We start from the raw sequence: 12,429 nt of genomic DNA, 5'->3' as shown, positions 1-12,429 counted from the left end.
CAATAGGCTAGTATCGAAATTGCGTATTCCCGTCGTCTCGGTACGATCGAGACGCTGTAAATCGAAAGCAAATAAAATGCATCCCTTGATTGAGGGAGTCTTTTTTTGTGGGGAGAAGTGCTAACGTAATGCGATAAGAAAAGAAGAGAATGACTTGAGCCCGCCGCTGCTTCGCGAAGTTCCTTCCCTACAACTCGTCTTTGTCTCTCAAGACAAGCCCCGACGAGTCCTACCTACTACGGATGCTTGGGAACGCTATGAACGCAGTCAATCGCATTGCGCATCTCTTTCCGGCCGGTCTCTCCGTTCTGTTTCGTGATTTCTATGCTCACGTCGACGGGTTCGTCTTGATCGAGAAAAGCGCAGACGCGGCCGATGAAACCGCGGCACGTGTGGAAGTCTTCGAAGCCGCCGCGGCCGAAGAGCGATGCCTCGAGGAACGGCATCTTGAGGAGCGGCATTTTGAAGACAATGCCGACGAGTTGTTCGAGCGCCACGTCGCGGCCAACATGATTCCGATTCGCGGCGGGCAACGGTTCCGCGTTTGGAACGATCGCAAGTCGCCGGTCACGCTCTGTTTTCTACCGACGGATCAGACGCATCCGATCATGTCGCTGAATCTGTTCTCGCAACAAGAACGCTAAGACCGTAGCTCGCAGGTTCGAGCAAGCATGCAAGCTATTCGACGCCGCGGATCTTGAAGTCGTAAAGCGTCGCGATCTCGGCCGCTGATTTATCGCGTAGGTCGGTGAAGCGTCGGTGCAACGCGACTGGGTCGTCGACGCCGAGCGACGCGAGCAGGTGAAACTTGTGCTTCAGCAATCCGGCCAGATTGCCGCTTCGGTTGCGTGCATGTCCTTCGGGATACATGACGAGCCCGCTCTCGAACGTCCGGGTTTCGGCCTGCGAGTCGATGAAGTCGATCGCGAGCGAGGTCGGAATGCCGTCCGGATAGCGCTCGTCGTACTCGCGCCCTCCGTGGCGGAAGTCGATCCGGTCGATGAGCCGTCTCGTCAACGGATGCATGAGCGCCGCGTCGGAATAATCGTCGGGCACCAGCATCAATTGTTCCCAACCGGCCTGCTTGGTCTCAATCGCTTTGCGCAGCAAGGTAGCGATGATGTACACCATCGAATGGTCGGCGCTTTGGCGCGTCCGCGGATCTCGTTTGGCCGGGTCGCCGATGATGGCGAACGCCGGTTCGTAGATCGTGATGGCGAGGCGCGCGAGCTTCGCTTCGTCTGCGAGCAACGTCGGATTTCGCACGAGCAGATCGATGAGCCCTTGGATCGCGCCGGCCGATTGATGCTCGTAGAGCCCGAGCTTGAAATGCATGCCCATAATGCAAAAGTCGTCGCCGTCGGCAGCGACGACGAGATCGAACGGACTCTCCCCTTTTCGCGCCGGCTTCTCGAACAGGCAAAAGATCGCTTCCGCGTTGCGAAAGATATCGGCCGGCCCGACGAAACCGCGCATCGCGCGGCGCATGCTCAACACGGCGACCTCGGCGCTGATGGCGGCGGAAGCCCCTTTGGAGTCGGAGAGTTGCTTGCCATGCCTAATGGCGCGAAATGGAATGTAGTGCGCCACGGTGAGCCCGACGGCCGATTCGATCTGGTCGACCGAAGCTCCGAGCGCAGCACCGTAGACGATGGCCGAAGCGATCGCGCCGTGAACGACGTGGTCGATCTTATACGACTTGAGCGAGAACACTTCGGCGAGCCGGCCTCGAATCTCATCGACGAGCAACATCGCCTTGAGCGTGCGGCGGCCATCGAAGCCGGCAAGTTGCGCTGCCGCAACCGCGACCGGGTAGAAGTCGTTGTGGCCGAACTCGCCGGCCGTGTGACCGCGTGCCGGATCGTAGCCGAAGTTCGTGCCGTTGGAATCCCACTCGCGTACGGCCGAAGAGTTCGCCACCACGGCCTTCTCGGGCACGACCTTGACCATGCTGCCGAAGCAGGGAACTCCAGCGGATTGTGCGCTGCCGGCTACGGCGTATTCGAGCGCCTCTTGGCGCAGCAGTCGGGGCGCAGCGGCACCGCACGCCAATGCGGAAACGCCGCAGGCGATGCTATCCAGATGGAATAGTTCGACTCGGCGATAGACGTCGTTCGCCGGCTCGGCGAACTTGTCGGCGAGAAAATCCAGCGCGTACTGGGCCAGTCCGCGGACTTGGTTTTCGCTGCGAGAAAGTGTTTGCATGGTAGTCATGCGGCTAGTTTACGAAATCGGCTCGGCTCCGGCGAGTCGGTCGAGGTCGCGGATCTTCGCCGGCGACCATTGGCAACTTTTTCCGCTCGGGAGTACGATGGAATCCGGGCGGGGAAAGGGCTACCTCGCGCACCTCGAGCCGGCATCACATCCATCTTCCATCACCGACGTTTCTTCGGAGCAGACTGTCGCCTCGTACGCGACGGCCGCTTATGGCATTAGAGCGTTTAGGCCCTTATCGGATCGAACGTCGCATCGGACGTGGCGGCATGGGAACCGTGTTCTCGGCCGTGACCGACGTAACCGGCGAACGTACCGCCGTGAAAGTCCTCTCGGCCGCTCACGACGGTCGAGAAGAAGGATTCCACGATCGGTTCGCCGCCGAAATCGAGAGCCTGCGAATTCTGCATCATCCGAACATCGTCCGCATTCTCGGCTACGGCGACGAAGAGGATTGCCGCTATTACGTGATGGAGTTGGTCGACGGCCAGAGTATGCAAGACGCGCTCGATGCGGGCCGACGCTACACGTGGCAAGACGCGGTTCGCTACGGAATTCAAATCTGTCGCGCGCTCAAGCATGCGCACGACCACGGCATCATCCATCGCGACATAAAGCCGGCCAATCTTCTGCTCGCGCCGGACGGAATCGTTAAGCTCTCCGACTTCGGCATCGCCAAGCAGTTCGGCAACTCCGGCATGACGGCCGACGGCGGCGTGATCGGCACGGCGGAGTACATGGCTCCGGAGCAGGCCGACGGTCGACCCGTGACGAATCGATCGGACTTGTATAGTTTCGGCGGTGTCCTCTTTTCGCTGCTGACCGGTCGGGGACCGTTTCGCGCGAAGAACCTGATGGAGATGTTGCAACTCCAACGCTTCGCCGAACCGGATCCCGTCTCTCGGTTGAACCCGAGCGTGCCGCGTGCGCTGAGCGACTTGGTCGCGCAGTTGCTGCTCAAGGATCCGGCGAAACGTCCGCCGACGGCACTGGTCGTGGCGCGCCAATTGGAAGCGATCCTCGCGAAAGAGCCGGCGACGCTCCGTGCGAATCCCGGGGCCGGTTTGGAAGTGCGACCGGCCGTTTCGGACCCGGCACTGCCTGGGTCGCCGCCGAATGCCGGCGCCGAGATCGATGCTTCGTCGCCGACACATGATGGCCCGATCGGCGGTAGCCCAGCGAATGGCGCTGCACGCGATCTCATATTTTCGCTCAGTGGCGACACCGCTCTGCCGAGTGCTCGTGTCGCTTCGGATGTCGTGCCGGCTTCGGCTTCGTCGCTCGGCAAACCGGTCGGAGGCGAGTTTGCGGTTGGAGCGACGACCGATTTCGGAGCCCTCGATCCGGCCTTAAAAGAGTTGGAGGCCGTTCGGTCGGCTCGCGCCGAGTCGAGCATGGAACGAACCGGAACGATCTCGACGCGCACGTATACGCCGGTCGCCAAAGACGAACATCGCAAGCTTTCCGATGACGACGACGATGCCCGCGTCTGGATCTCGCCGGCGACGTTCGGTTTGGTCTTCGCGATGCTTTCGATCGGGCTCTTCGCTTGGTATTGGTTGCAGCCGCCGAAGTCGGAGCCGCTCTACGAGCAGATCAAGGCCGCCTCGAAAGAGGGAAAGATCGAGCGTTTGGTCGACGTCGAAGGGAAGATCAAAGACTTCATGAACTACTATCCCGGCGATCGTCGGGTTTCGGAAATGCAGGCCTATTTAGACGAGATCGAGATGGCTCGGCTCGAGCGGCGGTTCGAGTATCGCGCCAAGTTCTTATCGAAGAACGACGGACTGTTGCCGATCGAAAGAGCTTACTTCGAGGCCATCGGGTATGTACACTTGGAACCGGCTTTGGGTCGCAAGAAAATGCAGGCTTTGATCGATTTGTTTCGCGAAGAGAGCAGCGGTTCTAAGCCGGCGCGCGAGTGTTATCAATTGGCGCAGAAGCAGCTCGATCGGCTCGATCAGCAGTTTCAGCAACATGCGTCGGACGATGTCGCCGTGATCGAACGGAAATTGAAGGAAGCGGATCGATTGGAAGCGACCGACGCCGAGGCGGCGAAAAAGATGCGCAAGGCGATCGTCGAACTGTATGCCGACGAGCCCTGGGCCGAAGCACAGGTGCGCTCGATCCGGGCAATGCTGGCGGAACCGGCCGGAGCATTAAAGTAGGATCAAAGCGAAGTAAGATAAATAAGTAAGCTAGCTCCCCCTCCCGCCCAGACCTCACCTCCAGCGCAGATGTTTATGGACTCGCAGCCTTCGATGCCCGGAGAATTTCCGACGACGCGCTTACGGCGCCTGCGTCAGCATCCGAAGTTGCGCGAGCTCGCGCGGCAGACGCGGCTGCATCCGTCGCAATTCATCTATCCGCTGTTCGCGCGCTCGGGAAAAGGAATTCGCCAAGAAATCGGCTCGATGCCCGGCGTCTATCAACTGTCGCTCGATGAATTGGAACGCGAAGTCGAAGAAGTGGCGAAGCTCGGCATCGGCGGCGTGCTCCTCTTCGGCATCCCTGAAGAGAAAGACCCGCTCGGGACCGATTCCTATTCCGACTACGGGATCATTCAGCAAGCGCTCCGAGTCGTGAAACGTGCGGCTCCCGAGTTGCTCGCGATCACCGATGTCTGCCTATGCGAATACACCGATCACGGCCATTGCGGCGTGCTCGACCGTTCCGTCGGGCGAACCGATGTGAACAACGATGCCACACTCGAGCTGCTCGCGAAGCAGGCCGTGAGCCATGCCCGAGCAGGTGCCGACATGTTGGCTCCGAGCGGCATGATGGACGGCATGGTCGGCGCGATGCGTCGCGCGCTCGACGCTACCGGCTTTGCGCATCTCCCGATCATGGCCTATTCCGCGAAGTATGCCGGACTCGACATCGCCGAAGGGGCCGACATCGTGATGGTGAAACCGGCGCTGGCTTACCTCGATATCGTCTGCCGGATTCGTCAGGCGTTTCCCGGAGTGCCGCTCGCGGCGTACAACGTCTCGGGCGAATACAGCATGGTCAAGGTGGCGGCCGCGCGCGGCTGGATCGATGAGCGCGCCGTCGCGCTCGATATCACGACCGGCATCGTCCGGGCCGGCGCGACGATCGTCATCACGTATTGGGCCAAGGATTTGGTACGCTGGCTAGGCGAGTAGTCGTCGGCCACGAAAACATTCGCGCACATCGAAGTTGCGCATCGCACCTAACCCGAATGAGATTCTCAGGCATGACTCGTGAACGAAGCGGCGCGGCATTCGCGCGGGCGAAGAAGTTGATTCCCGGCGGCGTAAACAGCCCGGCCCGCGCCTTCGGCGGCGTCGGGGGCGAGCCGATCTTTTTCGCTTCCGGTGAAGGGGCGTATCTCTACGACGTCGACGGCAATCGCTACATCGACTACATCGGCTCTTGGGGTCCGCTGATCCTCGGGCATCGGCATCCGGCGGTCGTCGCCGCGATCGAGAACGCGCTGCGCAAAGGAACGACGTTCGGCGCGCCAACGGAAGCGGAGAGCGAACTGGCGGAACTCATCATCGAGGCGGTGCCGTCGATCGAGAAAGTACGGCTGGTCTCCAGCGGAACCGAAGCGACGATGAGCGCCATTCGCCTCGCCCGCGGCTTCACCGGCCGGGATGTGATCGTGAAGTTCGCCGGCAACTATCATGGCCATGTCGATAGTTTGCTCGTCGCGGCGGGAAGCTCGGCGGCAACGCTCGGCGTGCCGAATTCGCCGGGAGTTACGGCCGGCAACGCCAAAGATACGTTAACGCTCCGCTACAACGACGTCGCCGGCCTCGCCGCAGCGTTCGCCGCGCAAGGGGCGAAGATCGCCGGAGTGATCTTGGAGCCGGTCGTCGGCAATATGGGGCTCGTCGTCCCTACGCGCGAGTTCCTCACGACGCTTCGCGAGCTGACCACGAAGCACGGCGCGCTCTTGATCTTCGACGAAGTGATGTGCGGCTTCCGCGTCGGCTACGGCGGTGCGCAAGCGCTGTACGGGATCACGCCCGACGTCACCACGCTCGGTAAGATCGTCGGCGGTGGATTGCCGGTCGGTGCTTACGGCGGACGGGCCGATGTGATGAACCATATCTTGCCGGCCGGAAAAGTATTTCAAGCCGGGACCCTTTCCGGCAACCCTCTGGCAACGGCGGCCGGCAGCGCGACGCTCAAAGTCTTACGCGATGAGAATCCGTATCCCCGCTTGGAAAAGCTTACCGCGCGGCTCGAAGCCGGCTTGTTGAAAGCGGCGCAGGGGGCCGGCGTCGAGCATTGCTCGGCACGCGTCGGCAGCATGCTCACGCTGTTTTTCAATCCGGGCCCGGTCGTCGATTGGGAGTCGGCGGCGCTCAGCCGAACCGATCGCTTCGCGGCTTATTTCTGGGGCCTAATCGAGCGCGGCAGCTACATGCCGTGCAGCCAATACGAAGCGCTCTTCGTCTCCGCGGCTCATACCGAAGCCGACATCGACGCCACGATCGCAGCGGCCGGCGAAGCGATACAACTCGCCGCGAAAGTTTAGAAGCCATGCGCGATTAATGAAATCGAGCGCAAAGAATAACCGCGAAGAAAAACTAAACTTGCGCCGACTCCGCGAGTTGCCGTAGTGCCGCTTCGATTCCTTGGCTCTTACCGAAGATGGCGGAGCCGGCGACGAGTACCGTGGCCCCGGCCGAGACGGCGAGCGGAGCCGTTGCGGGATCGATGCCGCCGTCGACTTCTAATTCGCAGCCGATGTTCAAGTCGTGGATCATCAGGCGCACGCGCTCGATCTTCGGGAGCGTCGAGCGGATGAACTCTTGCCCGCCGAAGCCCGGGTTCACCGTCATCAGAAGCACGAGATCGACGTCGGGAAGAATCTCTTCCAGCGCCGCGGCGGGAGTCGCGGGGTTCAAGACGACACCGGCTTTCACGCCGAGCTTTTTGATTTGCTGAATCGTGCGATGCAAATGGTTCGCCCCTTCGAGATGGACGAGCAAGGTGGTCGACCCGGCCTCGACGAACGCTTCCAAGTAGCGCTCCGGCGCTTCGATCATGAGATGCGTTTCGAGCGGCAGCTTCGTCCGTTTCGCGAGCGCCTTGATGACGGGAACGCCGAAGCTGATGTTGGGAACGAACATCCCGTCCATCACGTCGATATGCAGGCGATCGACTCCGGCCACGGCCGCGAACTTCTCGACTTCGGCGACCTCTTCGCCGAGGCGTCCGAAGTCGGCCGCGAGGACGGAAGGGGCGATTTTGATTTTCGATTCGCTCATCGTAAGAAGTCGCTTAGGCAAGTTCGGGTTCTAAGATTCGAGGCGGCTCGCCGCGGCGCGGTCGACATACCAAAGCAATCGGCCGTCGCCGGGTGCGATGAGTTGGCTGGGCAGTCGCTCGGGCTCGCGCGGGCCTTCCAACACTTCCTGCAAGACCTTCGCCTTGCCGACGCCCGTGATCATAAACAGCACGCAAGCGGCGGCATTCAACACCGGCACGGTCAGCGTATAGCGGCGCGTATGCAACTGCGGCACATCGTTCGCCACGACCCATTTCGCGCGCTCGTTTAAGGCCGCGGTGAAAGGAAACAGCGAGGCCGTGTGGCCGTCGCTCCCCATACCGAGCAAGACGAGATCGATCGTCGGAGGTGGGCCGTCGGTCGCGAGCCCGAACGTTTGGGCGAGCTCGCCGGCATACTGCGCCGCGGCGGCGCTCGGTTGTTCGCTCTCGCCGGCGATGCGGTGGGTCCGTTCCGGAGGGACAGCGAGCTTCAGCAGAAACGCTTCGCGCGCCATGCGGTAGTTCGATTCCGGATCGTCCGGCCCGACCGAGCGCTCGTCGCCGAAGAACCATTCGACCTTGTCCCACGCGACTTGGCCGCGATAGGGATCGAGCGTCAAGAGTTCATACAATCCCTTGGGGGTCGAACCGCCGCTGAGCGCCACGGTGAAGCGCCCGCCGGCGGCGATAGCCGAGTTCGCGAGAGAGACGAACTTCTCGGCGGCGGCGTGGAAGACGGCCGCTTCGTTTTCGTAAACGTGGAGCGTGCCGATCATGGTGTCCCTTTCGAGACGAGAGACTTCGGCCGGCGCAGCTCTTCGCCGAGCACGAAAGTACGGTCGTCGCCGACCAGCACGACCGCGGCGGCATTCAGGAAAAGGCCGGTGCCGACGACGCCGGGAATCGCTTGCAACGCGAGTTCCCAAGCGGCGGGATCGTTCGACCCGCCGAGCTTGCAAGCGGCGATCGCGCAGTCGACGATCGTGTTGCCGTTGTCGCTCACGAGCGACCGGCCGTCGACCGTTGCCACCGTGCCCGGCGCGCCGAGGGCTTGCAGTCGATCGAGCACGAGCGGCACCGCGAACGGCACGACTTCGATCGGCAATCGGCCTCTGGAACCGATCGCCGAGACGAGCTTCTCTTGGCCGACGAGAATCACCAGTTGCTTCGACGCCGCGGCGACGATCTTTTCTCGCACTAGCGCTCGGCCGTAGCCTTTGATCAGATTCAGTTGCGGATCGACTTCGTCTGCGCCATCGATCGTGAGGGCGAGTTCGACCCCGCGTTCGAGCTCGACGAGCGGGATGCCGACTTTCTTCGCCAGATCGGCCGTCGCTTGCGAGGTCGGAACGCCGGCGATCTTGCGCCCCTCGCGCACCTGCGCGCCAAGTAACTCGACGAAGCGATGCGAAGCGCGGCCCGACCCGAGACCGACGACCGTGCCGTCGGTGACGAACTCCAGAGCGCGCTCGAAGATGGTTTGCGGCATGAGTCGAGAAAAGCGAAAGAGTCGTGCAGGCGAAGAAGAGGCGACGAGAGTTAAGCGAGCGCCGCCAAGATCAGGGCCCGCAATTTCGTGAGCCCGGCTTTCACATCGGCACCGAGATGCACGCGCAAGATGCGGCGATGGCGTTCGGCGAGGACCGCGAAATCGCCCTGCGCTTGTGCTGCTTTGAGGACGCCGAAGCTGTAGCGTTGGCCCGGAATCGGCAAGTCGGCTTCGTCGTCGCTCGTGATTTGCAGAAACACGCCGGAGTTCGGGCCTCCCTTATGCAGTTGGCCCGTCGAGTGGAGGAAGCGCGGGCCGTAGCCGATCGTGGTGGCGACGTGCTTCTTGTCGCGCACGGCATGCCGAATCGCCTGCAGATCGACATCGTACTGTTCGATCATCTCGATATAAGCGTTGATCGCGAAGTAGTCGCCCGTGCCGATGCGCGCGAAATGCGCTTTGATCACCGCGGCGGCATCGCTTAGTCCGCCGGCGCTCTGTTCGAGTGCGGCGGCGTTCGCGGAGTCGGTGAATAGCTTGAGGTTCTGGTCGTCGGTGATCGGAGTTTCGACGGGCAGCTTGCCGTTTTCTTCATAAGCCGCCATGAGCGACTTTGCGGCGATCTTCGCGCTTTCGACATCCGGTTGGTCGAACGGGTTGATGCCGAGCACCGCTCCGGCCACGGAAGTTGCGATCTCCCAGCGGAAGAATTCTTGGCCCAGGTGCAAGATCGAAGGAAGTTCGATCGTGATGACCGGATGACCGGCGGCACGCAGCGCTTCGACGGCGGCATCTTGCGCCTCGTCCGGTGCGGAAGTGAGGCGCGAGTAGACGAAGACCCGATCGTTGCCGTAAGCGCTCGGAGCGGCGACCGTCTCACCGTCGACCGGCACGATTCCTTTGCCGAGCTTGCCGGTGCTTTCGGCGATGAGTTGCTCGAGCCATGCCCCGAGCCCGTCGATGCCCGGCGAAGCGACGACCGTGAGCTTGTCTCGTCCGGCAAGAGCGAGCGTGCCGAGAGCGAGGCCGAGCAGCACGCCGGGATTCGTTTTCGGCGGCACCTTCGCTCCACAGGCCTTCACCATCTGGTGCGCGCATTCGAGAAACGAAACGACGTCGATCCCCGAGCAAGCGGCCGGGATCATGCCGAAGTTGGAGAGCGCCGAGAATCGGCCGCCGATTTCCGGCAGCCCGTAGTAGATGGCGTGAAAATGATCTGCTTCGGCGATCGCTTGCATCTTCGTGCCTGGATCGGTCACGGCGATGAAGTGTTGGCCGGCCGCGGCGATGCCGACCGCTTGCGTCGCACGGTCGAAGAAGTATTGCTTGAACGAGTTGGGCTCGATCGTTCCGCCGGACTTCGACGCCACGGTGAAGAGCGTACCCTTCGTGATCAGCCGGCTATCGAGCTTATGAATTTGCGCCGGCACGGTCGAATCGAGAACGAGTAGCTCCGGGTAGCCGGTCTTCTTGCCGAACGTGAGGGCCATCACCTCCGGGCAGAGGCTTGAACCTCCCATGCCGAGCACGACGACATGCTGGTATCCGCCGGCTTGGTTGTTGCCTCCTGCTGCGTGCGTGGCCGCTTCGCGCAGCGGGCCGACGTCGGTGAGTTGATAGTCGACGATTTCGAGCCAACCCATCCACTTCGCTTCATCGGCCGACGAGAAGATCGACGCATCGCGGCGCCACAGCCGCGCGACCTTGTCCTCGCGTTGCCATTCATCGGCCGCGGCTTGAACGCCCGCTTCGTATTCTCCGAGCGACAGGCTTTGCGAGGCGAGTGCATGATCGTGCATGATGGATAACCCGCGCGTGTTCAAGGGAAAATCGGCTAAAATCGGCCGCGATCTCACCAAGTTCGGTGAACGGGCTATCATAGGTTTTTCATCGTTTAGGGACAAGCAGCGTCGCAGGCGTCTGCTTATAATAGGCGACTCGCATCTTCATCACCTCGGACGCTCGCAACTTCGGCGACATGTTTCCTTCTCTTTATCAGATCAATACGCGCATCATGCTCGCCGAGTTGAGCGCTCAGCTCGGCAAGCCCGCGACGCTCGACGACGTCGGCGACGACGTGCTCGACGGGTTCGTTCTCACCGGATTCGATTTCATCTGGCTGATGGGCATCTGGCAGACGGGTGAAGCCGGCCGCAACGTGTCGCGCACCAACGCCGATTGGCGCGCCGGATATCGCGAAGACTTGCCCGACTTTCAAGAGCGCGACGTCGTCGGTTCGCCGTTCGCCGTGAAGGCTTACGTGGTGCATGCCGATTTCGGCGGCAACGAAGCGCTCGTCCGCTTGCGAGAGCGGCTGAAGCAACGAAATCTGCGGCTCATTCTCGATTTCGTTCCCAACCATACCGCGCTCGATCATGCTTGGATCCAAGAGCATCCCGAGTATTACATCGAAGGGAGCGAGGCCGATCTCAAGCGCGAGCCGCAAAACTATTTGCGCGTCGCAGGCTCCGACGGCATGCGCATCTTGGCCTACGGCCGCGATCCCTATTTCTCCGGCTGGTCCGATACGTTTCAACTCAACCATCGCCACGCCGGCTTGCGCGCCGCGATGGTCGGCGAATTGCTGAAGATCGCCGAACTCTGCGACGGCGTCCGTTGCGACATGGCGATGCTGATCTTGCCGAACGTCTTTACGCGAACCTGGGGCGATCGCTCGCTGCCGCGCGACGGCACCTCGTCGGTCGATACGCCGTTCTGGCCCGAGGCGATCGGGAAGGTGCGCGCGAAGGTGCCGCCGTTCGTGTTTCTTTCGGAAGTGTATTGGGATCTCGAAGCCGCGCTGCAAGCGCAAGGGTTCGACTACACGTACGACAAGTCGTATTACGACCGTCTTCGGAGCGGCGATGCGACCTCGGTGCGCGAGCATCTGAAGGCCGTGCCGGAGTTTCAGGACCGCAGCGCGCGGTTTCTGGAAAACCACGACGAGGTCCGCGCGGCAACGGCGTTTCAGCCGGAGCCGTATCAAGCGGCGGCCGTGCTGACGTATACCGTGCCGGGCCTGCGATTCTTCCACGAAGGGCAATTCGAAGGACTCCGCAAGCACGCCAACGTGCATCTCGGGCGGCGCGCCATCGAGTCGCCCGACCCGATATTACGGGACTTTTACGGCCGGCTGCTGCCGACGCTGCGTAAGCATGAAGTCCGCGAGGGAAGCTGGCGGCTGCTGGAGCAAGCACCGGCTTGGGACGAGAACGAGACCTGGAAGAACTTCATCGCCTATGAGTGGCGCGCCGCGGATGGGCAACGAACCTGGGTCGTCGTGAACTACGGCGGCACATCGGGACAATGCTTCGTCCGTTTCGCCGACGATTCGTTGCGCGGAACTCCGTATCTCCTGCGCGATCAGATGAGCCGGGCCTGGTATCAGCGCGACGGCAACGAACTCGCCGACAAGGGGCTCTACGTCGATCTGCCGGCGTGGGGCTACTATGTGTTCGACGTGACCGCTACGTAGGATC

Annotated in this window: 10 protein-coding genes; 5 read left to right on the top strand and 5 right to left on the bottom strand. The window is 61.8% G+C overall.

All coding sequences use genetic code 11. From position 1 onward, the window contains the following. Positions 1 to 257: 257 nt before the first annotated feature. On the top strand, positions 258 to 644 hold the full coding sequence (locus tag K8U03_04455; protein MCE9604137.1) for a hypothetical protein: 387 nt from the start codon (positions 258 to 260) through the stop codon (positions 642 to 644). Between the two features lie 34 nt (positions 645 to 678). On the opposite strand, the gene K8U03_04450 is transcribed toward K8U03_04455, so the two are convergent. After that, the gene (locus K8U03_04450) at positions 679 to 2,205 is read right to left on the bottom strand and encodes an MmgE/PrpD family protein (protein MCE9604136.1); all 1,527 of its coding nucleotides are present in this window, start codon (positions 2,203 to 2,205) and stop codon (positions 679 to 681) included. A gap of 221 nt (positions 2,206 to 2,426) precedes the next feature. On the opposite strand from K8U03_04450, the gene K8U03_04445 reads away from it, so the two are divergent. From K8U03_04445 to hemL, 3 genes are all read left to right on the top strand, one after another. After that, positions 2,427 to 4,382, top strand: a complete 1,956-nt coding sequence (locus tag K8U03_04445) for a serine/threonine protein kinase (GenBank protein ID MCE9604135.1) — start codon at positions 2,427 to 2,429, stop codon at positions 4,380 to 4,382. A gap of 75 nt (positions 4,383 to 4,457) precedes the next feature. Further along, positions 4,458 to 5,360 carry a porphobilinogen synthase gene (locus K8U03_04440; protein MCE9604134.1) on the top strand — a complete coding sequence of 301 codons (903 nt, stop codon included), beginning with the start codon at positions 4,458 to 4,460 and terminating at the stop codon, positions 5,358 to 5,360. A gap of 71 nt (positions 5,361 to 5,431) precedes the next feature. After that, positions 5,432 to 6,724, top strand: a complete 1,293-nt coding sequence (gene hemL / locus K8U03_04435; GenBank protein ID MCE9604133.1) for a glutamate-1-semialdehyde 2,1-aminomutase — start codon at positions 5,432 to 5,434, stop codon at positions 6,722 to 6,724. Positions 6,725 to 6,776: 52 nt separating this feature from the next. On the opposite strand, the gene rpe is transcribed toward hemL, so the two are convergent. From rpe to K8U03_04415, 4 genes are all read right to left on the bottom strand, one after another. After that, on the bottom strand, positions 6,777 to 7,460 hold the full coding sequence (gene rpe, locus K8U03_04430) for a ribulose-phosphate 3-epimerase (GenBank protein ID MCE9604132.1): 684 nt from the start codon (positions 7,458 to 7,460) through the stop codon (positions 6,777 to 6,779). A gap of 30 nt (positions 7,461 to 7,490) precedes the next feature. Next, positions 7,491 to 8,237: a 6-phosphogluconolactonase gene (pgl, locus tag K8U03_04425; protein ID MCE9604131.1), complete on the bottom strand. Its 747-nt coding sequence runs from the start codon at positions 8,235 to 8,237 to the stop codon at positions 7,491 to 7,493. Continuing rightward, positions 8,234 to 8,938, bottom strand: a complete 705-nt coding sequence (rpiA, locus tag K8U03_04420; protein MCE9604130.1) for a ribose-5-phosphate isomerase RpiA — start codon at positions 8,936 to 8,938, stop codon at positions 8,234 to 8,236. Before rpiA ends, pgl begins: the two co-directional genes overlap by 4 nt. A gap of 62 nt (positions 8,939 to 9,000) precedes the next feature. Next, complete coding sequence (locus K8U03_04415) at positions 9,001 to 10,749, bottom strand: bifunctional transaldolase/phosoglucose isomerase (GenBank protein MCE9604129.1); 1,749 nt, start codon at positions 10,747 to 10,749, stop codon at positions 9,001 to 9,003. Positions 10,750 to 10,928: 179 nt separating this feature from the next. Here K8U03_04415 and K8U03_04410 point away from each other — a divergent pair, with 179 nt between their 5' ends. Continuing rightward, positions 10,929 to 12,425 (top strand): alpha-amylase, encoded by a 1,497-nt coding sequence (locus K8U03_04410; GenBank protein ID MCE9604128.1) that lies wholly within the window; start codon positions 10,929 to 10,931, stop codon positions 12,423 to 12,425. Positions 12,426 to 12,429 lie beyond the last annotated feature (4 nt).

This window comes from Planctomycetia bacterium (assembly GCA_021413845.1).
Lineage (GTDB): Bacteria > Planctomycetota > Planctomycetia > Pirellulales > PNKZ01 > PNKZ01.
The sequence above is the reverse complement of the archived record's forward strand: the minus strand, read 5'-3'. Positions and strand labels throughout refer to the sequence as shown.